We start from the raw sequence: 22,626 nt of genomic DNA, 5'->3' as shown, positions 1-22,626 counted from the left end.
TTATGCTGGATGTATCAGTGAAGCACTTAAGCTTTTCTTATGATAAGGATGTAATATTAGATGATATTAATATGAAAGTGAAATCGGGAGCATTTATATGTCTACTAGGTCAGTCTGGGTGTGGAAAAAGCACATTTTTGCGTTTGCTTGCAGGCTTGGAGAAACCAAGTACTGGAGAAATTCTTGTAAACAATGAGCCCGTTAAAAAAGCAGGATTGCAAAGAGGTGTGGTATTCCAAGACTATGGGCTTTTTCCTTGGATGACGGCGGGAGAAAATATTATGATTGCTCTTAAACAGAAGTTTAAGAAGATGAACGCTAAACAACGTAAAGATGAAGCCATAAAAAGAATCAAAGATGTAGAGTTAGATGAGGCAGTTTTTGACAAACTTCCTAAGGAACTTTCTGGTGGTATGAAACAACGTTGTGCAATTGCCCGTGCCTTTAGCATTGATCCTCCTATTCTTTTGATGGATGAGCCCTTTGGTGCATTGGATGCGGTAACAAGAGCTAAGTTACAAGATTTGGTTTTGGAATTATGGAAGAAGGAAACAGAGAATCGCAAGACGATTTTTTTTGTTACTCATGATGTGGATGAGGCACTGCTTTTGGCAACAGATATTTTTGTTTTTGGTCAATCTCCCAGTAAGATTATTTATAGCTATTCATTTAAGAAGGAAAAAAACTTAGATAGGAAAACAATGCATGATGATTTACAGGTGATGGAGTTACGGAATCAACTTATAAAGATTATACACAATGAGGTTCAAATGAAGGTAAATATATAGACTATGCTAAAGACCTATATTGATTTATCATAACAAATTATCAGTAGTGCTGGTCATTATTTATCATTCATAGTGCTATGCTTTGATATAAGGTCAATAATAGCTTTACCATAGTCTTTGTATAAACAAAAATCAGTAAAGGAGTATGAAAATGAAAAAAACTAAAAAACTTATAGTACTTTTAATGGCATTACTAATGCTATTGGTTGGATGTTCTACAACTACTTCTAAAACAGCAGATGCTAGTGAGAAGACAAAAATTAGATTAGCTGCACAGGCAACCTCTGGTCAGGTATTCCAATTTCTTGCTGAGGACAAGGGGTATCTAGAAGAAGAAGGTGTTGATGTTGAACTTGTTTACATTAACAATGGATCAGATGCCTTTTCTGCACTAAGTTCAGGCCAAGTAGATGTAATTTCTACCTATGGTACTGGAGGTCCATTAATCCAGATTGCTAATGGACAAGAATTTACTATTTTTGGCGGTTATATGATTATCGGTGCAACACCTGTTTTTGCTATGCCAGACACAGTATACAATAGTGTAGAAGATTTTAGAGGTAAAAAAATTGCTATCATGAGAGGTGGTACCCCTGATATTGTACTAAAGGGTATTTTGCATGATGCAGGCTTTGACCTAGAAAAAGATGTTACCTTTGTTGAAATGAAAAGAAATCCAGATGTTATGGAAGCTGTGCGTAATGGTGAAGTAGATTTTGGTGCGGTATCCACAGGTTTCGAGCTTCAAATAGCTGAAGCTGGAATGAAGATTGTATTATGGCCAGATGAGTTGTGGCCCAACCATTCCTGCTGTCGTATGATTGCAAAAACAAGCTGGCTTGAGGAAAATCCTGAGGCAGCGCAAAAACTGTTGCGAGCATATTTGAGGGCAGAAGAAGCTATGCAGGAAGATATGGGTCGAGTTGTTGAGTTAACAGTTGAAAATTTAGATATGAGTGTAGAAACAGCAGAAAGCTTCTTACTCAGTCCCCACATGATTTATGAAACAGATCCATATAAAAACAGCGTAATAACTATGTGGAAGAAGATGCAGTCCTTTGGTTATATTATTGACCCTACTATTGATATAGAAGACCATATAAACACCTCTAATTACAAGGCAGCCTTGGATTCTTTGATGAGAGACTATCCAAATAGTTCGTTTTTAAAGGAAAAGTTAATGATGTTTGAGAATAATAACCTGTAGTCTCAATTACATAACATTAGCGTTAACTTAAACCATAATTTGTCATCCTGAGCGGAGCAAAGCGGAGTCGAAGGATCTTAGTATTAGCAAAATTCTTCGTTATTCCAAGATCCTTCGCTACCCTCAGGATGACAGTGCAAGAGAATTTTGGTAATAATTGTGTTAAGTTAGCGCCTATGAATTACATAATCAAACTTAGGTAGACTTGATATACAGATATATCAAGTCTACCTTTTGTAAAAAAGATTGAAGTTTAAATACAATATTCATATTTTGAAGGAGTGATTGTATGAAAAAACATACAACAAATAAATTAGGTCCAACCTACCTTTTACAAGAAACCTTAAAGCCTCAATATAATGTCTTACATTTCTTAAAAAATATTGATATAAAAGAATATGTAACCAATAGGTTAGGGATGGTTGTAATTTTTATTGGAATAATAACTTCATACTATCTTGCAACCAGTACTTTTGGCATACTGGATTCCTTTCTATTTCCAGAACTCAACAAAATCGTACCAGCCTTTTTTTCTTATTTTGGTCAGTTAATGCAAGGACTAAAAAGCTCTTTAAAATTGCTTATTCCAGCATACGTTATGGCATTAAGTCTAGGGATAAGTCTCGGTGTAGTTATCGGCTTAAAAAGAGTGTTGAGAGAAAATATTACCCCCTATATCAACGCTTTCAGTGCTGTTCCTGCCACTCTTTTGACACCCTTTGCTATTTATATTTTTCCATCTTTTCGAAGTGCTTCTATATTCATTATATTCATTGGGGCATTTTGGCCGATATTAGGTACAACTGTTAATGGTGTAATGACCATTGATAAGAAACATTTAGAAAGTGCAGCTACATTAGAGATAACAGGAGCCGAAAAATTGTTTAGGATAATACTGCCAGCAGCTTCTCCCACCATACTCTCAGGATGTGCTGTTGCACTTAAATTTTCCTTTGTATTGCTTACAGTTGCAGAAATGTTTGGAGCCACTTCCGGGATGGGTTACTTTGTCCAGTATTACGCTGACTTTGCACGATTTGACCTTGTAATTGTTGGATTTATCTTTATGGGGGTTGTATTGGTCAGTATTATGTACTTATTTGATTTGATAAAATCTAGAATTTTACGTTGGACTATTAATAATTAAGAGATAAAAGTCATTGTTGATATTTTTTACAAGGATCTTAATATAATTACAATCCTTGCAAAGGCGTTGAAAAACCATTAGTTGAATGTAAATAAATCTGAGATGAGGGATGATTTATGCTGAATACAACAGATACCATGACCCCAGCCCAAAGAGCAGAAGCAATTGCCAATGGAAGGGAAGTCGATAGGCTGCCTTGTAATCCTAATATTGCAAATGGAGCTGCCAGAGTCTATGGTTGTAGAATTTCTGAGTTCAATTACAATCCTAAAGCGATTGCTGAGGCACAAATGGCAGTTTATCGTAAGTTTGGCTGCGATAGTATGCGTATCTTTACGGATTTGTTCACATGGGCAGAGGCCATGGGAGCAACTGTCACTTTTCCTGATGATGCTACAGCTGACTTAGCAAAACCTGCAATTTCTCGTATAGAGGATATTGATACACTGTGTCCTGCTGATCCCTACAAGGATGGGAGATTACCGATACATGTAGATGCAATGAAATATCTTCGGGATTTAGCAAAGGATGAGATAAAATGTTCTGCTGGTATTGTTGGACCTTTTACTAATGCATTTTTTCTGTTTGGTGTTGATAAAACGTTGAAATTGATTCACAAGAATCCAGAAGCACTTCATAAGCTTTGTCGTATTTCTCTAGAAACTTGTAAAGCATATGCCAAAGCGGCGTTGGAGATAGGGCTAAACCCTACTATATCTGAACCAATGTCCTCCTGTACAGTTGTCAGCCCAAAGGTTTTTCGAGAATTCTCACTGCCTTATCTTAAGGAACTGATTGACTTTATTGATAGTTATAATGCTACAAAAGTGGTGATGCATATCTGTGGACAAACGGATAAGATCTGGAGGGATCTTGCAGACATGGGGATTGGGGGTATGAGTATTGATAATGTTGCCAGTTTGAAAGACTGTAAGAGGGTCATCGGTAATGATGTTAAGCTATTAGGAAATGTAGATCCTAGTGGAATCATGCACTCAGGAACGCCCCTAGAGGTTCGTATAAAAACACTGGAGTGTATTTTAGATGCTTATGATTCTCCTAAAGGTTATGTGGTGATGTCTGGATGCAGCCTTCCTGTGGATACCCCTTTTGACAACATACAGATGATGATGGATACCGTCAAAGAGGTGGGATACCCTGTAGATGTTGAAAGGGTAATAAAGATGCTAGAAGATTGTAGAAAATAACATGATCAATGAAACAAGGAGGGACTGGATGTCAATGAGGAGTAAGGAAGAGTTTTTTAAAGAACTGTCAAAATGTGTAGTGGGAATGGAAGATGAAAAAGTCATTTCAATCGCTGAAGAATACATAAAATCTGGTTATCCCGCTATGGATGGAATTTTGTATGGGTTAGTAGATGGGATGAATAAGGCAGCAAATTTATATGAAGAGGAAGAATACTTTATTCCTGAGCTAATGATTTGTTCAGATGCTATGTATAACGGTCTTGATGTTTTACGCCCCCATTTAGAAGAAGCTAGTTCTCAGCAAAAATGCAGGATAGTAATTGGCGTGGTGGAGGGAGATACCCATGACATTGGCAAAAACCTGGTAAAGATCATGCTAGAAGCAGCTGGATATGAACTAATAGACTTAGGACGTGATGTTCCTGCTACTCGTTTTATTGAAACAGTAAAGGAGAAGAAAGCAAGTGTGGTTGCACTTTCTACTTTGATGTCTACTTCTACAGGAAATATAAAAAGGGTTGTAGAGCTTTTGGAGGAAGAGGGTTTGCGCAGTGATGTTAAAGTGGTTGTAGGTGGAGGGCCTATTTCCCCTGCATTTGCAAAAAAGATAGGAGCAGATGGTTATGGAAAAAACGCGGTGGAGGCAGTGAAAGTGGTAAATAGCTTGATGACTATATGACTATAACTATGTATTACTTTGAACTGTTTTTGAAAATACAATAATTTTGATAACAGTTCCCTGTGCACCGTTGTTTTAATTATGATAGGGTTCACAAACTTGCTGAGAGAAGATCTTTTTTTAAAAGTATAAGGGGACTTTTTTATATGACAGAGAAAGCACTTAAACAGCGGATGTCTATTATATTGAAATCGTATAAAACAGCTTTAATTAAATTATTAATAATAAAGTAAAAAAATAGGAATTCCTGTTGATGTCTGTGCAGGTTAATTCCTATTTTTATTTCATAAACGTTATACTGCGTATTGTTTTCGCTGATGAATAGATAAGATATTTTGATACTAAGCGGGGATGTTTTTCACTTAAAAAGGAATAAAGTTGGCCTAAAAAAAGAGAGATAGAAGGAAATTCAAATAAATTGTCGAAATTTAACAATATGCCAAGCAGAAATGAAGGAATGATAGAGGCTTATTCAAAATGCAAGAGGACTATTAAAGAGAAAGGAGCCGTAAATATGATTCCCTTTAAAGACAAGAAAGAAATTGTTACAGAGGAAATCCTTAAAAAGACCATTGTGAAGGGTTTCAAAATTAATGAAAAGGATAGCTGCAAAGTTGTAATTAAGGATGCTTTGTTTGCTAATGTAGAAGGCAAGGAAGTATTGTTAGACGAGCCTATCGTTAATAACATGTTAAAAGAGATTTATAAGGCACTAAGAAATAATGTTACTAAATACAATCAGTTTCCAAAAACTCTAGTTATTTCTAGAGAAGATGAAGAGGTTTTGCCACAGGAAAAAAACAAGGAAAATTCCAAGGAAGAAAGTATTCTCTCCTTCACCCCACGATGGGGTATGGAGGATGTATACGTTAATGAAGAGGAAAAACTACAAATTCAATCAGCTCTAGCTATGGTATTTCATAGAGAGAAGCTTTTTGATAAGTGGGGTCTAAAAAAAATAATGCCAAACGGTAGAGCTTCTGTATTTAATTTTTATGGTCCCCCAGGTACTGGAAAAAGTATGATGGCAGAAGCTATTGCACATAAATTAGGAAAAAAGTTGTTTTTAGTGAACTATGCTGAGCTAGAGTCAAAGTATGTAGGAGAAACGCCTAAAAATATTAGAAATCTATTTAAAAAGGCGATTGAAGAGGATGGTGTCTTGGTTTTTGATGAAGCGGATTCTTTTTTGGGGAAAAGACTCACTAGTGTCAGTCAATCAGCGGATTATGGTGTAAATATTACTAGAAGTGTAATGTTACTAGAAATTGAAAGGTTTGATGGGGTGATCATCTTCACCACAAATCTATTAAGCAATTATGATGAAGCCTTTAAAAGAAGAATTTTAGCCAGTGTTGAATTTCGACTGCCTAACGAAGAAGGAAGAAAAAAGATATGGGAAACCCATCTACCCCAGGAACTTCCTTTGTCAGCAGAAGTTACTAAAGCTCTATTAGCAAAGAAGTATGAAGATATCTCAGGAGCAGATATCAAGGATATGATTCTGTATGCAGCTGTTATTTCTTTAGAAAATCGACGAGAAACTGTAGAAATAGCAGACTTTGACCAAGCCTATCAATACATAAAAAAGAGATATACAGGTATGGAAAACTTTAAGATAAACCATGAGGTTATTACTCAGGAAGAGTACGAAAAGGAGATAGCAAAGCTACAATAAAAAGGAGAATTCACCGTGGAGCATAATGATCGAGGAGTAATTAAGGGAATAATTAAAGGCTATAACGACGCTAAGCTGAAGTTTGTGAAAAAGTTCTCAGTGGATAACTTTGATCTTTGGGATGAAACATCTTTTCTTGACGATGGAAAGATTCATACAAGGATCAATAAACTGAAAAAGGAATATGACTTTGCTTGTAAGGAAGTAGATATCTTGCTTGAAAGCCATGATACACAGGATCAATATATAAAAGAAAAGCTAGGGCAACTGATGGCAAGACAGCAGGAAATTAATCTTGAATTAGTTTTTCTAGCTTCTAATAATATGAAGAACATTGATATGTGCTTAAATTTGCTGAAGGACAAAAAACAAGATTTTATAGTTTGTTTATATGGATTAAAGGAGTATGAAAAGGGCAACAAGGTAGACGCTTTTAACTATTTCTACAGTTATTTTAAAGATAAGAACTGTTTATTAGAACATTATCTTATCAATAAGGTATATGGCTATCTTTTGTATGAATTTCAGCAATTTGATAAAGCGGTAGTATTTCTTCAAAAAGCTTGTGAAAAGAAGCCTGAAGATATTGAAGTGCACAGGAAATTAAAGGAAGTATATAAAATAAACAAGCAGCAGGTAGAAGAAAAAATTCAAGAAAAAATAATAACGCTTTTGGAGGGATAACTAGGATGAAAACCGTTTACTTTAAGAAAAAAAATGGAGGTATTAGTTCCATAAGAACTGGCAATCAATTTATGAATATGACTACCTATCTAGATGGTCCCGCCGGTGGAATTACCTTTAAAGGACCCCATATGACTACAAGATTTAGTAAAGGTCAGTGCATCTCTGTGGGCCTAAAAAGTGGGAAAAAAGTCACTTATTTCGGTAAAAATGGCAATGTTTCTAACCGAATTAATTCCTTTAAGTAGGTGATAACATGATAGAAAAAGACTTATTTATCCATCCACTAGAGGAAATTTTATTACAGGAAATGATACATACAGTAGTATTTGATGAAGATGTGATGTACCATTACAAAAACTATACAGAGAAAATGAGAAAACCTGATTTATTGGGGAAGACGGTGAAGGTCACAAAACATCAGTTTCCAGAATTATACCATATTGCTGAGAGGATTTCTGATTTACTGGGAATGGCAGCACCTTGTATGTATGTTTATGAGGATTTTTATTATGGGGTAGAGAGTAAAGGAGTAAATGAACCTTGGATCGAAATTTCTGCTAAAACTGTTACAGACTTTACTAAGGCAGAGATGACCTTTCTACTTGGTAGGGAACTCTGTGATATCTATCTAAAGCATAATTACTATAATACTATGATTAATGAGCTATTGGAGGTTTTAGAAAATAGTAGTTTACTGCCTATGTCACAACAGTTGGCCACCCATTGGAAAATGATTATGTATAAGTGGAGTAGGGTAGCCTACTATACTTCAGATTGTTTTGGATATTTGATTTGCAACAGTATGGAGGCTTCCATCAATGCTATCAAAAAGTCTATTTTAAACAACTGTTTTTTAGCTGAAAATATGAACCTACAGGAATATATAAAACAGGGGGAAGAAATTCATCTATTAGATGATGATGTCCTAAACTTCACGAAGTTAGATGAAATCGTGCCCTATGGCCCCTTTAGGATAAAAAATCTATTATCCTATGCAGCCTCGTCACGAGGCGTAAGGGCTCTGATAGAAATGCATTATGAGGAGGGAAAGTAAATGATTATAGGTTGGGTAATTGCAGGAGCAATAGCGGCATTCGTGTTGACTAGCTTTTGGGATGATATAAAGAACTGGCTGAACAATGTAGCCGCAGATGCAGTGGAGAAAAGACTTGGATACAATGCAAGGAATAGAATGCATAGAGCTGTTTCTAAAATAGATAGAGTGATGGATAGAGTGAGAAATAGGACGGTGATTATGAGTAAAAGAAACGAATTAGATAATATGTACGATAAGGTTACCTTAAGTGCTGAAGCTTCTGTTCATGAAATCGACCCAAAGGTGCTAGATAAGATTAATGCCGAAAGGGAACTCATTCAAGAATTTCAGTATAGGGGATAGGGAATATGACTTTTGCAAGTGCATTTGGGAATTTAAAAATAGAAAGTGTTGAACAGGTTGAGGATACGAATCCTAATCTGTATGTACAAAGGGCTGAACAGGCACTAATAAGAGAGAGTATTGAGGAAGCCTTGAGGGAAGTGGATAAGGCTATTCAATTTAGCAACGATAATGGAAACTATATTTTTGAAAAGGTAAAAATTCTGTTTACTAGCGGTAGATACCAGGAGTGCAAAAAACTTATAGAACAAAAACAGCAGGTGATGAAGACGGATCTATTAGATTATAAGTATCAGCAATGTCTTGATTACCAAGTAAAGCTAAAGGCTAAAGTAGAGGGTAAACTTCCCACAACAAACCCCGTAATCCATGTTACAGGCATAAGTCTTAATCGCGTCAACCTTGTATTGAAGATAGGAGAAAGCGATAAGCTTACCGCTAATATTCTTCCTGTTAATGCTACCAATAAGCATTTTGAGTGGAGATCTAAAAATACTACTATTGTTAGTGTAGATAAGCAGGGAAATGTAAAAGCCCGAGGGATAGGTAAAACCATGATAATGGCAGTTACCCAAGATGGAAATTATAGTACCTACTGCAATATCGAAGTGAAACCTATCCCAGTAGAGAGAATCACCTTCGATAAAAGTGAAATTGTGCTAAAAAAAGGCCAAGAAGAAAACCTAGCTGTCACAGTTTTTCCCTGGAACGCCACCAATAAAGCATATCACTTCACCAGCAGTAAGCCATCGGTAATACAAATCGATGAAAATGGATTAATCAAAGGATTGAAGGGTGGGAAAACCACTATAACAGTAGCTACTGAAGATGGAAATTTTATGAGTGAATGTACGGTTATTGTAAAATCAAGTTTTATGGTCTGGATGATACTCGTAAGCTTTTGTGCCGTCATAGCTTTTAAAACCCCTTTGATTCCAATAGTGCAGGAGTTTTTTCAAAATAACGAAATGCTAGAAAAACAGTACTTGGCTGTCACTGTGAAGAATGCAAACATAAGGATGGGTCCTAGTATTGATTATGAGGTGTTAGAGGTGGTTTCCTATAATACATACTTAGAATTTTTAGAAGAATACTGGGAAATAGATGAGGAAGAAAACTGGTATAGGATAAGTTTTGGAGAAGGTCAAGAAGGTTGGATTCATAGCAGTATTGTAGTCTGGAGGAGTCAAGGAGACTTTCAACAACACATGAACAGCCTAGGACAGTATATTACTGTAGATGCAGAATATGCTAATATTAGAACAGGTCCTGGGAGGCATTATGAAGTACTACAGGTAGTGCCCTACAGCACTTTTCTAGAGTTTTTAGGGGAAGATATAGAAGAATCTACAGGAGAGACATGGTATAGCGTTAGAACACAAGAAGGGGAAGAAGGTTGGATTCATAACAACATTGTGTCATGGTAAGTGAAAATCTAGGAAGAGAAACATAATGAGGAACAAAGTTATTCATCTTTGTTCCTCATTACGCTTTTTGCAAAAGCCATTGCTATAAGTTTGTATTAGACCTATGAAACATAGGACAACACTAAGCACAAATGTTATAATGAACCTATAAAAATGCTTTAATCTTTATTCATAGAATACAAGTATTAGATGATTATATACTGGATAGAATTTCAAATGATTTATATAGAGGAAAAGGGAGAGAAAATAATGCAGCTTAGAGAAATCTTTTATAAAGATATACAAAGAGATATTAAAGGCGTCATTAAGATCGGTCAAGAGGATGATAGTGTTGTTTATCAAGAACTTCAAGAATACGTAGTAACAAGGGAGTTGGTTAAACATTTTAGCGAGTTTCTTGAAGCCTATAAAGAAGGCGTCAACAACTATACTGATAAAATGGGTGTATGGATTTCTGGTTTTTTTGGAAGTGGCAAGTCCCATTTTTTAAAAATATTATCTTACCTTATAGAAAATAAAGAGATTAAAGGCAAGAAGGTTACTGGTTATTTTGATGATAAGATAGAAGATGCTGTGATATTAGCGGATCTAAAAATCGCAGGAGATACAAGTGCAGATGTGATTTTATTTAATATAGATTCGAAGTCAGACTTCAATTCAAAATCTAGTAAAGACGCTATTGTAAAGGTGTTTATGAAGGTATTTGATGAAATGCAGGGTTTTTGCGGGGCACTACCTTGGGTTGCAGAACTAGAAAGACAGATGACGAAGGACGGCACTTATGAAGCTTTTCAATCTAAATTCCAAGAAGCCTCTGGCAGTAAGTGGAAGGAATCAAGAGAGAACTTTTATTTTGAGAAAGACAACATCATAAAAGCCTTGGTACAAGCTACTAAAATCACCGAAGATGCAGCTAGGGATTGGTATAATAAGGCTGAGAATGCTTATTTTTTGAGCGTAGAGAAGTTTGCAAGTCGGGTAAAAGAATACATAGAATCTAAAGGCAACAATCACCATGTAGTATTTTTAGCAGATGAAATTGGTCAGTATATTGGTGATGATGTAGGGTTGATGTTAAATCTACAAACTGTTGTGGAGGACTTAGGTAGCTATTGTGGGGGTAGGGCTTGGGTAATTGTTACTTCTCAGCAGGACATAGATTCCATTACAAAAGCAAAAGGCAGTGACTTCTCTAAAATTCAAGGGAGATTTAGTACTAGGCTGAATTTATCCTCTGCTAATGTAGATGAAGTAATCAGAAAAAGAATTTTACGTAAACAAGATGCTGTAAAAGATACATTAAGATTACTTTATCAGGACAAAAAAGCAATTCTGAAAAACTTGATTACTTTTTCAGCAGATACATCAGAGATGAAGGCTTACAAATCAGAGGAAGATTTTTTAGAGGTATATCCATTTGTACCCTATCAGTTTAATTTACTGCAGTCTGTATTTACAGGGATTCGACTTCATGGAGTCAGTGGAAAGTATTTATCGGAAGGAGAAAGATCTTTACTAAGTGCATTTCAAGAGTCCGCTATTATGTATGCCAATCAAGAGATAGGTACCCTAATACCTTTTTCAGCCTTCTATAAGACAGTGGAAGCATTTTTGGATGTAAACGTTAGAACCGCAATCATAGAAGCAGAGGATCATGAAAACTTAACAAAAGAGGACGTAGAAGTACTAAAAATATTATTTTTGATCAAACATGTAAAGGAAATGCCTTCAAACATTGAAAATATAGCAATCCTAATGATAAAGCATATAGATGATGATAAAATAGAACTCAAAAAACAAGTGGAAGGATCTTTAAGAAGGCTTATGAAAGAAGCTCTTATCCATAAAAATGGCAATGAATATATATTTTTGACTCAAGAAGAACAAAATGTAAAGAAAGAGATTCAAAATATTCCTATTGATATGAGTGAAATTCTATTAAAGATAGGGGAAGAAATATTTGAGGGAATTTACAACGAAAAGAAATATAAATATAGTTCTACATATTCCTTTGACTTCAATAAAATCATAGATGATAAATTTCTCTCCTCACAAAAAAGTGAAATCGGACTTAAGGTTATAACTCCTTATTTTGATGCTACAACAAGTCAAGAACTAAAAATGATGGCAGCGAGGGAAAATAATTTGATTCTCAAACTTCCTATGGATACAACTTTCTTAGAAGAAATGGAGGAGGTGTTGAAGATACAAACCTACCTTCTGCGAAAGGGTGGATCAGCTTCTACTTCTGAGATGGAAGAGATAAAGATTGCAAAGTCCAGAGAAGTAGCAGAGAGAAAAGAGCGGATAAGGACTCTGTTAATTGAAGCTTTAAGGACAGCAGATATCTATGCTAATGCACAGAAACTAGCTGTTAAAGTTAAGAATCCTGTAGAAAGAATCAACGAAGGTTTTAAACTATTAATAGAGAGCATGTATAGCAAGTTAAATTACATCACTACCTTTGCAGAAACCAGCAAAGACCTTGATGATATACTCTTGGATAGCGATATGCAAGAGAGGCTTGTAGGGGATGTATCCAACAAGTTAGCGGTGGATGAAATGAATAGATATATTGAAAGAAATACAGAACGAAACATCACCATGACAATGAAATCTACTATTACATTATATACAAAGGCACCTTATGGATGGAGGGACTTGGATATTATAGCGGTTCTACTGACACTATTTAAAGCTGGAGAAGTGAAATTGCAGCTTGAAAATGAATATTTGAGTACCTCCCATAAAAATCTCATGAGCTATTTAATGAAAAGAGATGATCAGGAGAGGCTGCTAATAGAAAAAAGGATTAAGACACCTGTTAAGTATATGAATAATGTTAAAAGCTTAGCCAAAGAAATATTTGGCTTTGCTGCAATGCCAAGTGATGAAGAGGGGCTAATGGATCAATTCAAAAAACTATGTCAGCAAGAGTTAAGCAGCAAAGCTATAAGTGCAAATGATTACGGAATCTACTTCTTATTAGAGGAATACACAAAAAACAACGTCTATCCTGGCAAAGAGGTTTTGGAAAGAGGAAAAAATCTGTTTGAAAAAATCATAAGAACCAAAAACACTGGAGAATTTTACGAAAAAGCATACCAACTACAGGACCAGCTCTTAGATTATGAAGAAGATGTTTTCAATATAAAAAAATTCTTTAAAAACCAGAAAGAACAGTTCGATAAGGCCCTACAGAATTTGGAAATTTATGAGAGAAATAAAACCTATGTGGTAGATGTAGATATAATTAAAGTTGTGGGAGAAATTCAAAAGATAGTAAAATCGAAAGAGCCCTACTCTGAAATTCATAAGTTGGCAAAATTTATTGAAATATTTACTGATAAGTTTCAGCAGCTTCTTGAAGAGGAACGTAAGCCCATTAGAAGCATTATCAAAAATGATGCTAAAAGAGTATTAGATGATTCAACATTGCAAAACTTTCCAGAAAAGCTGAAAAGTAAATTGAAAACAGAGTTTGATAATCTTCTAGAGCGATTAGGTAAGGCAGACAATTTTTATGAGGTAATTGCCATGAAGGAAGAATCTAATCGACTAAAAACCCGTTGTTTTGAAGAAATAGAAAAAGCTCTAGATCTCTTCAGTGGGAAGCCTCTAAAGGAATATGAGGACAAAACAGTGAAGAATATTAGCATGGCCAATATTTTTCATGGAACAAAAATCATTGAAACAGAAGAAGATATCGAGGAGATATTGAAGGAAATCCGAGAAAGATTACAGGAAGAACTAAAAATAGACAAGAAGTTAAAACTAATATAAAATCAGTAGATCAATGATCCTAAATCAGGACCACCGCTTATAGGTGGTCCTGATGGTTTATAATCTATAGGAAGACTCTGGTTTGTTTGATAGGATAAAAGTCTGTTTATGAATATAATGACAGGAGAATAAATATAATAATCAAAGCAACTGTAAGTTTATAAAAGACAGGAGTGATATATGATGGAAATAGGAATAATAGGTTTGGGAAAAATGGGATATAATCTTGCACTTAACATAAAAGATCATCAGCATAGGGTTGTAGCCTACAATAGGTCCTCTGAGAAGATCAAGGAGGGGGAAGTAGAAGGATTAGTAGGAGCATATAGCATTGAAGAGCTAGTTAACAAATTAAGTACTCCTAGAATCATTTGGCTGATGGTGCCAGCTGGTGATCCAGTGGATGAGATGATAGAAGCTTTGATTCCTCTACTAAATAACGAAGATATTATCATAGATGGAGGAAACTCCAATTATAAGGATACCTTAAGAAGATATGAAATGCTGAAGAAAAAGAATCTTCATTTTGTTGACGTTGGAACAAGTGGAGGGGTAGAAGGAGCAAGAAATGGGGCATGTATGATGATAGGGGCTGAGGAGGAAATATTTAAAAGGATCGAGCCTATCATTAAAGATGTATGTTTAGAAAAAGGATATTTGCATACCGGCAAAAATGGTTCAGGGCATTTTGTAAAGATGATTCATAATGGTATTGAGTATGGTATGCTGCAGGCCATGGGGGAAGGCTTTGAGATTCTGGAAAAAAGTCAATTTGATCTTGATTACAAAGAGGTGGCTAGAGTATGGAACCATGGGTCTGTTATCCGTGGATGGCTTATGGAACTAATGGAAAGAGCCTTTGAAAAAGACCCACAGTTGGAAACCATTAAGGGAATAATTCATTCTTCAGGAGAAGGATTGTGGACAGTACAGGAGGCCTTAGAACTCCAGGTGCCAGCCCCTGTTATTACAGATTCATTGTTTGTAAGATATAGATCTCAACAGCAAGATACCTTTACAGGCAAGGTAATAGCTGCTTTAAGAAATGAGTTCGGAGGACATCATGTAGAAAAGAAGTAACACATTAGGAAGTAGGTGAAGGAAATGGATACTAACTTGGATTTATCCTGTACTCTAGTCATATTTGGCGCTACTGGCGACCTAACTCATAGAAAACTACTGCCTGCCATCTACAATTTGCAGTACCAAAAGCTTCTGCCAGAGAGTTTTATTATCATGGCCATTGGCAGAAAAAATAAAACCAGCGAAACTTACAGGGAAGAGGCCTATAAAGCAATAAAAAGCTTTTCAAGATTTCCTATGGAGAAAGAAATATGGGATGACATGAGTCATAAAATTTATTATAAGAGTATGGATTTTCTGGAAAATGAAAAGTATGTTGAACTTGAGAGCAGCTTGAAAAGCATAGATGACAAACATAACACCAAGGGAAATAGAATTTATTATATGGCGGTGGCACCAGAAAATTTTGAACCCATCATTGATAAACTACATAGTTACGTGATAAAGAGAGAAGGGAAAACTTGGCATAGAGTGGTGATAGAAAAACCCTTCGGTAAGGATTTAGAATCGGCACAGTATTTAAATAGTAAAATTGTAGAGGTTTTTCAGGAGAAAAACACCTACAGAATTGATCATTATCTAGGAAAAGAGATGTTGCAAAATATTATGGTGCTACGCTTTGCAAATATGTTCTTTGAACCCCTATGGAATAGCAAATACATTGACAGTATACAAATATCCTCTAGTGAAAAGGTAGGGGTAGAAGATCGTGGGGGCTACTATGAGAAGGCTGGAGCAATGCGGGATATGGTGCAGAGTCATATGCTTCAGCTGGTAAGTCTTATCGGTATGGAGCCTCCAAATGATTTAGATACGGAATCTATTCGAAATGAAAAGGTAAAGGTGCTAAAGGCACTTAAAAAAATAACACAAGAAAATATAGAAGAAAATACTGTCCGTGGACAATATGGAGCTAGTCAATCGGATAAGGAAAGTTTTTTAGGCTATAGAGAAGAAAATCGGGTTTCTGCTATTTCTGACACAGAAACTTATGTTGCATTGAAGGTATTTATAGAGAATTTTAGATGGGCAGGGGTCCCTTTTTATATAAGAACAGGAAAAAGAATGCCAGAAAAGTCTACTGAAATTATCATACAGTTTAAATCGATAGAGAATATATTATATTTTAAGGAGAAAGCATTACAGCCAAACTTATTGGTAATAAGGATTCAACCTAAAGAAGGTGTATTTTTCCAATTTAATGCAAAGGAGCCGGGTACGCAGCAAAAAATAATTCCAGTGCAAATGGATTTTTGTCAAAACTGTCGAATGGGTATAAACTCTCCAGAGGCCTATGAAAGATTAATCTATGATGTGATGAGGGGAGATTCTACTCTTTTTGCTAGATGGGATGAAGTAGAATATTCATGGAGATTTGTTGATAATATTTTGGAGGCATGGAGAAATCAGAAGCCAGATTTTCCAAACTATGGAGCAGGTACTTGGGGACCAAAGGAGGCAGACATATTGTTAAATAAAGACAAACGAAGCTGGATCAATATATAGGAGAGGATAAGGATGAAAATTTACGATGTTTCAATGGAAATTTACGAAGATATGATGGTATATAAAAATAGGGAAGAAAACAAACCTAAAATTACTGTAAAAGCAGACCATAGTAACAGTAGAACCTATGAATCTGCCATAACTATAGGGATGCATACGGGAACCCATATTGATGCTCCTTTACATATGCTGAAGGATGGGGAGACGATGGAGAGCTATAATGTAGAACATCTCGTAAAAAAATGCAAAGTGCTAGATTTAACCTATGTAGAAGATAAAATCACAAGAGATGTATTAGAGGAAAAAGATATTGATAAGGGAGATTTTATCCTATTCAAAACAAAAAATTCTTTTACGGAAGAATTTGACTTTCAATTTATATACCTAGAAAAGAGCGGAGCGGAATATCTAAGGGATATAGGTATTGTAGGAGTAGGAACTGATTCCCTAGGAATCGAGAGGGATCAACCCCAGTACGAAACCCATAGAACCCTATTAGGTAAAAATATTATGATTATAGAAGGACTAAGATTAAAAGAGATAGTGGAAGGTGAATATACCTTAGTTGTTTTGCCACTAAAAATAAGAAATGTTGAAGCATCACCAGCAAGGGTGATATTGATTAAGGAATAGTAAACTACCCACCACTTCTAACGCTTTGTGTAAGTGGTGGGTAGTTTCATTTTAAGCTTTTTCTCATTGAAAATTTTCTATCGAATAAGTTTTAACAAATTTCGTATGATGATGAAAAAAGTAAATGCTACTTTTCAGAAAGAGAAAAACGTTGATAATCGAAGGAATAAAAAGCTCTTAAAGTGTAGAAATTAGAAACTATTTACATATATAGGAGGAAAATGGTATTAAGAACAAGAATATTATTATAACAAAATAGTTTATGAAAGTTACTTTTATGTTAAAAGGAGGGTGAAGGTGTCTAAAATATCAAATGCGTTAAATATGTACTTTTTGCTTCAAGTAAAAGATATGATGAAGATTGAAAAAATAGCAGAAAAACTAGAAGTAAGTCCTAGAATGGTAAAAAAGTATAAGCAGGATTTGGAAATGGCAGGGATATACATAGGTTCTAGGTTAGGAAGAGATGGGGGTTATTACTTAGAGAATAAAAGAAGTTTAGAAGGAATACATCTTGCTATGGAAGAGTTGAGTACATTAAAAATGGCAACAGAAGCCATAAAAAGTGGTAAATATCATTATAGTTCAAAATTTGAGATTCTGGCTAATAAAATACTAAATGCTCATAAACCTACAGACAATGTATATTATTATAACAAAGTTATGGGTGAATCCGATGAAACTTTAGAAAAAGAAAAGACAGCATGGATAGATATTAACTTGGCTATTAATCAAAATAAAAAAGTAAAAATAACTTATAAGTCTTTAAAAAAGAATGGATTAGAGGTAAAAGAAAGGTTAGTAAGTCCTTACGGTATCTTTGATTATAAGGGAGCTACTTATTTTTACGGTTACTGCGGAATTGCAAAGGATATAAGGTTTTTTAAATTATCTAGAATAATAACATATGAAATACTAGAAGAGAAGTTTAATGAAAAGATCCCCTTTAACTTTGAGGAAGTGTTAGAAAAATCCTTTGGAATATACAATGATGAGCTCATAGAACTTAAGTTGAAAATATACTATCCTATGAGTGAAATCGTAAAAGAAAAGCAAATTGCTAAAAATCAAAGAATAACGATAATAGATGATAACACCATATATTTTCAAGCAGAAATCAAAGGCTATACTGAAATAAAAACTTGGATTATGAGCATGGGCAGCAGCGTAGAGGTGCTAGAACCAGTGAAGCTTAAAAAGGATATATTTGAAGAAATTAATAAAATCATAAATCTATATAAATAATCTCTTAGAGATTAATTTTTTTAAGCCTTTAAACCAAATTTTACAAATAGTACATTATATTTCCTATTTATAAATTATAATAGAACTCAGGGAGGTGACAGTATGCGATTTGGTGTAGAAATTTTACTAGAAAATGAAATGATACCTAAAGATAAAAATAGGGTTATTTTATCGCTGCTCAAAAGTTGCTTTAGTTCATACAGTGAAAATTATTACAAAGCTCTATATGTGGAGGAACAGAATAAAAAGAAAGACTTTACTTTCTCTTTATACTTAGGTAATTGTAAATTTTTAAGAGAAGAAATTATGGTTCCAAGTAAGAAGATTTTATTAAATTTTTCATCTTATAACGATGAAGATGGCATAATGTTTTTCAATTCTATCCTACAAAATAAAGGAAAAAGCTACCCTATCATCAATAATACTATGACATTGCAAAAAATTAGTCTTATTAGAGAGAAGTTGGTACATAACTACGAGGTTACTTATAAGCCACTAAGTCCTATAGTAGTCAGAGAACATAACGGCAACAACAAAAAAACATGGTATCATTCCTTGAGTAATCAAGAAGGACAAGCTATTTTTATAGAAAACCTAAAGTATCAAGTAAAAGATGCATTGGGAAAACGAGGACTGTTGGATTTTCAAGATATAAAGATAGAAATAGCACAGAACAACAAAGAAGTTAAAGTGAAAAACTATGGTATCGAAGTGCTTTCTAATATAACCAACATAAAAATGAAAGGACAGCCGTACATTTTAGATTATCTATATAAAGCCGGTATTGGCAGTAAAAGAAGCAGTGGGTTCGGTATGGTGGATATTGTGTAAAAGGGGGTGAGGAGATGGGGGAGAAGATAAGGTTAGAGATGAATGACTGGTTGTATAATGCTGGTTTAGTAGGGCTATACAATGTGTTAAAACATTCAGGAGATAAGGTGGATTATGCAGAACAGTATGTGGAGCTTGACGTATCTTTATTAGAAAACTTTGAAGAGAAGTATTTTAGGTATTTTATCGATAAGTATCAAGCATACTTATCCTACTTTAAAATAATATCCTATGAAAGGACAATCAAGTATCATGAAGACAATGATTTTGAAACTTTTGAAGAAGAAGACTTGGAATCACTAAATAATTACATTAAAAATGTGGTGAAATATTATTTAAGTAGTAATAGCTATAGAGCAGCATACGAAATTATCAATGATGAAGTAGATATGTTAGAGTTGGCAAAGGAACTACAAGTAATAAAAATAAAGAAGAAAGAATCAATAAAAGATAAGGTCGGGGAAATAAAAAATATATTCCAACAGTTGAAAGTAATGATTAATTGCTGTAAAAAAGATAATTATAGGAAATACTTAGCAGCAAAAAACGTTATTTACACTATAATAAAGCATTCATGGGATGGAGTTAGCTTCTTGAACCCACAAACTAAGGAAAAAGATATTTATTTAGATTATCAAAACTATTTTATTGAGCCCGTTAACAAATATATGACTAAAAAAGCCACTAGTGAAAAATTCAATTGCTTTACTTGTGGTAGAAGTATAAAAGACTTAAAAAATGATCTGAGTTTTCTAAATAATATAGGGTTTGATGTGAGTAGGAAATCCTCACATACTTGGAATTTTAGTAATGATGTTGCTGTGTGCCCTATATGCAAGTTGGTTCTTTCCTGTACCCCTGCGGGAATCACTTATGTATACGATAAAGGTATATACATAAATGACAACAATAGCTTTCAAGATGCAGTAAATATAAATAACAAAGTAAAAAGTGAAATTCTGAAAGAATTTAGAACTGACAAGTTGCTTACTTACAGAGCGTTGGTGAATTCCATTCAAGAACAATTTCAAGACAAAATGAAGTATGAGCTAGCAGATATTCAAGTCGTCAGATACGAAGAAGGACAATATAAATTCAATATCCTATCTAAACAAGCACTATATATAATAAGAAAATCTCAAGGCGATTTAAATAATATAATCCATAGTGGATTTAAAGAAATAAATACTTATTTTAATATTTATGAGCTTGTAATCAACAGAATTTTAAATAATCATAATCTATTTACACTTATACAAAAGCTTTTAGTATATAAGCTATCTAATCCTAAAGACTGTAGATTTAATGCTTTACAGTTAATCAGTATATTGAATATAAATTTTAGATGTTTGGAGGGAATGGGTTATATGAAAAGTTCAGATAAAGATATTATAAAAAATGCCAATATCTCAGGGTATTATTTACGGGAGCAATATAAAGAGAAAGGGGCACAGGACAAATTAAACGGAATTTCCTATAGACTCCTTAATGCTTTGAAGACTAACAACAAAGATATGTTTATGGATACTTTATTAAATTGTTATTTATATTCACAAAAGACTGTACCTAGTATATTTTTAGAAGCTTTAAAAGACGATGAGAAATATAAAACTATTGGCTATGCTTTTGTTACAGGGTTAATAGAAGGGAAAGAGAGTATGAAAAAGAATGGGGGAGATGAATAATGAAAAATGGTATGCAACCAAAAGGATTAACATTATCTATGGTTTTTGAAGCAGAAAGTGCAAATTATGGAGAATCTGTGGGGAATGTAGCTTCATTGAAAAAAGTAGCTAGGGGAAAAGGTGAGCAGTATACTTATATATCAAGACAAGCCATTAGATATAATATCGTCGAACAACTTGGAGAAGCTTGTGCAGAAGTAAGAGCAGAGGGAAGCGGAGATAAAAAAGTAATACAGTTTCACCCAGATGCGACTATAAAAGACTATCCAGAAGTAGATTTTTTCGGTTATCTTAAAACCATGAAGGGGACAGGAGGAAAGAAGAGATCAGCTAAGGTAAGACTTTCAAATGCAATATCTTTAGAAACATTTAAAGGAGATTTAGATTTTCTAACCAATAAAGGACTAGCAGATAGAATAAAGGAAAATATGAATATAGCACAAGCTGAGATACATAAATCTTACTATCGATATACTATAACTGCTGATTTAGAGCAAATAGGCATCGATGAAGAATATGATATAGAAATAGATAATACCGAGAAAGCAAGAAGAGTGCACAAACTATTAGACACAATTGCATTATTGTATAGAGATATAAGAGGAAGGAGAGAAGATTTAAAACCTCTATTTGCTATAGGTGGAGTATATGATATTAAAAATCCAATATTTCAAAACGTTTTGGATGTAAGAGATCAGCGGTTAATTGTTGAACAGATAGAAGGTGTATTATTTGAAAATATAAAAAAAGATACTTACTGTGGGTTAATTGAAGGCAAATTTGAAAATGACAAAGAAATCAAAGAAAGGTTAAATCCTCTATCAATGCCAAAACTTTTTGAGACTCTAAAAGGAAAGGTAAAGGATTACTATGAAGGCCATTAGATTAAAACTATATCAGGAAATGACTAACTATAAAAAACCTACAAGTTTTCAGTTAAAAGAAACCTACCCTTTACCACCATATTCTACTATTATAGGAATGGTGCATGCTTTGTGTGATTATAACGAATATAAAGAGATGGATGTCAGTGTCCAAGGTAAATACTTCTCTAAAGTTAATGATTTATTCACAAGGTATGAGTTTAAGAGTGGAATGACATTTGATGGTGCTAGACACCAAATAAAGGTTGAAGAATTTGGCATAAGCAGAGGTGTTGCTACAACAGAGCTTTTGGTTGATGTAGAGCTTTTAATTCATATCATGCCACATGATCAAAGATTAATTACTGAGCTAGAAAATGCGTTATTGTATCCTAGAGAATACCCTTCACTAGGAAGAAGAGAAGATTTAGTTGTTATCCAAGAAGTAAAAGTAGTGGATATTTTAGAAAAAGAACTTGAAGAGGATATTGAGCTAGAAGAAAATTATACAGCTTATATACCATTAAAATTAATTGATAGTGGAGCTGTCATATTAAGCGGACCAGATGCTGGTATTAGGAGTAGAGGTACAAAATACAAATTAAATAAAAACTATGAATTAGTAAACTATGGAACTAAAAAAGCACCTAGAGTTTTTAGAAAATGGAACAAAATAGATGTGTTATATACCTCTAATATTATTGCCAGTGAATATGAAACTATATTAATCGATGAAGATGAGAATATTGTTTTTGCTTCTTGAATAATCTCAAA

The 22,626-nt window shown here is 34.2% G+C and carries 20 protein-coding genes; all 20 read left to right on the top strand.

Annotated features, from left to right (window positions below; all coding sequences use genetic code 11):
• The first annotated feature begins 2 nt into the window (after positions 1-2).
• The 20 genes from CACET_RS10990 to cas5b all read left to right on the top strand — a co-directional run bounded on the left by CACET_RS10990 (position 3) and on the right by cas5b (position 22,615).
• Positions 3-788, top strand: a complete 786-nt coding sequence (locus CACET_RS10990; protein WP_044825013.1) for an ABC transporter ATP-binding protein — start codon at positions 3-5, stop codon at positions 786-788.
• Between the two features lie 151 nt (positions 789-939).
• Positions 940-1,995, top strand: a complete 1,056-nt coding sequence (locus tag CACET_RS10985; protein WP_052661447.1) for an ABC transporter substrate-binding protein — start codon at positions 940-942, stop codon at positions 1,993-1,995.
• A gap of 289 nt (positions 1,996-2,284) precedes the next feature.
• Complete coding sequence (locus CACET_RS10980; RefSeq protein WP_169747295.1) at positions 2,285-3,142, top strand: ABC transporter permease; 858 nt, start codon at positions 2,285-2,287, stop codon at positions 3,140-3,142.
• 116 nt (positions 3,143-3,258) lie between these two features.
• Complete coding sequence (locus CACET_RS10975; RefSeq protein ID WP_044825014.1) at positions 3,259-4,350, top strand: uroporphyrinogen decarboxylase family protein; 1,092 nt, start codon at positions 3,259-3,261, stop codon at positions 4,348-4,350.
• Between the two features lie 28 nt (positions 4,351-4,378).
• Entirely contained in the window at positions 4,379-5,032 is a 654-nt protein-coding gene (locus CACET_RS10970) for a corrinoid protein (RefSeq protein ID WP_341409941.1), read from the top strand.
• A 436-nt stretch (positions 5,033-5,468) separates the two neighbouring features.
• Complete coding sequence (locus CACET_RS10965; RefSeq protein WP_242849905.1) at positions 5,469-6,710, top strand: ATP-binding protein; 1,242 nt, start codon at positions 5,469-5,471, stop codon at positions 6,708-6,710.
• A 15-nt stretch (positions 6,711-6,725) separates the two neighbouring features.
• Positions 6,726-7,394, top strand: a complete 669-nt coding sequence (locus CACET_RS10960; protein ID WP_044825015.1) for a tetratricopeptide repeat protein — start codon at positions 6,726-6,728, stop codon at positions 7,392-7,394.
• A gap of 5 nt (positions 7,395-7,399) precedes the next feature.
• Positions 7,400-7,642: a hypothetical protein gene (locus CACET_RS10955; protein ID WP_044825016.1), complete on the top strand. Its 243-nt coding sequence runs from the start codon at positions 7,400-7,402 to the stop codon at positions 7,640-7,642.
• 8 nt (positions 7,643-7,650) lie between these two features.
• Positions 7,651-8,451, top strand: a complete 801-nt coding sequence (locus CACET_RS10950) for a M48 family metallopeptidase (protein WP_052661448.1) — start codon at positions 7,651-7,653, stop codon at positions 8,449-8,451.
• The gene (locus CACET_RS10945; RefSeq protein WP_052661449.1) at positions 8,452-8,796 is read left to right on the top strand and encodes a hypothetical protein; all 345 of its coding nucleotides are present in this window, start codon (positions 8,452-8,454) and stop codon (positions 8,794-8,796) included.
• Between the two features lie 5 nt (positions 8,797-8,801).
• On the top strand, positions 8,802-10,223 hold the full coding sequence (locus tag CACET_RS19485) for an Ig-like domain-containing protein (RefSeq protein WP_052661450.1): 1,422 nt from the start codon (positions 8,802-8,804) through the stop codon (positions 10,221-10,223).
• A gap of 216 nt (positions 10,224-10,439) precedes the next feature.
• On the top strand, positions 10,440-14,006 hold the full coding sequence (gene brxC, locus CACET_RS10935; protein WP_242849904.1) for a BREX system P-loop protein BrxC: 3,567 nt from the start codon (positions 10,440-10,442) through the stop codon (positions 14,004-14,006).
• Between the two features lie 183 nt (positions 14,007-14,189).
• Positions 14,190-15,086 (top strand): phosphogluconate dehydrogenase (NAD(+)-dependent, decarboxylating), encoded by an 897-nt coding sequence (gene gnd / locus CACET_RS10930; RefSeq protein WP_044825017.1) that lies wholly within the window; start codon positions 14,190-14,192, stop codon positions 15,084-15,086.
• Positions 15,087-15,110: 24 nt separating this feature from the next.
• On the top strand, positions 15,111-16,595 hold the full coding sequence (gene zwf / locus CACET_RS10925; protein ID WP_044825018.1) for a glucose-6-phosphate dehydrogenase: 1,485 nt from the start codon (positions 15,111-15,113) through the stop codon (positions 16,593-16,595).
• Between the two features lie 12 nt (positions 16,596-16,607).
• Positions 16,608-17,228 (top strand): cyclase family protein, encoded by a 621-nt coding sequence (locus tag CACET_RS10920; RefSeq protein WP_044825019.1) that lies wholly within the window; start codon positions 16,608-16,610, stop codon positions 17,226-17,228.
• A gap of 297 nt (positions 17,229-17,525) precedes the next feature.
• Positions 17,526-18,473, top strand: coding sequence for a helix-turn-helix transcriptional regulator (locus CACET_RS10915; RefSeq protein ID WP_044825020.1), 948 nt, complete (start codon positions 17,526-17,528; stop codon positions 18,471-18,473).
• Between the two features lie 102 nt (positions 18,474-18,575).
• The gene (cas6, locus tag CACET_RS10910) at positions 18,576-19,304 is read left to right on the top strand and encodes a CRISPR-associated endoribonuclease Cas6 (protein ID WP_044825021.1); all 729 of its coding nucleotides are present in this window, start codon (positions 18,576-18,578) and stop codon (positions 19,302-19,304) included.
• A 107-nt stretch (positions 19,305-19,411) separates the two neighbouring features.
• Positions 19,412-20,989 (top strand): type I-B CRISPR-associated protein Cas8b1/Cst1, encoded by a 1,578-nt coding sequence (gene cas8a1, locus CACET_RS10905; RefSeq protein WP_242846934.1) that lies wholly within the window; start codon positions 19,412-19,414, stop codon positions 20,987-20,989.
• Positions 20,989-21,873 (top strand): type I-B CRISPR-associated protein Cas7/Cst2/DevR, encoded by an 885-nt coding sequence (cas7i, locus tag CACET_RS10900; RefSeq protein ID WP_044825023.1) that lies wholly within the window; start codon positions 20,989-20,991, stop codon positions 21,871-21,873. Before cas8a1 ends, cas7i begins: the two co-directional genes overlap by 1 nt.
• Complete coding sequence (cas5b, locus tag CACET_RS10895; RefSeq protein ID WP_044825024.1) at positions 21,860-22,615, top strand: type I-B CRISPR-associated protein Cas5b; 756 nt, start codon at positions 21,860-21,862, stop codon at positions 22,613-22,615. Before cas7i ends, cas5b begins: the two co-directional genes overlap by 14 nt.
• Positions 22,616-22,626 lie beyond the last annotated feature (11 nt).

The organism is Clostridium aceticum (assembly GCF_001042715.1).
GTDB lineage: Bacteria > Bacillota > Clostridia > Peptostreptococcales > Natronincolaceae > Andreesenella > Andreesenella acetica.
Note: the sequence above shows the minus strand (reverse complement) of the source record. Positions and strands in the feature narration are given on the sequence as shown.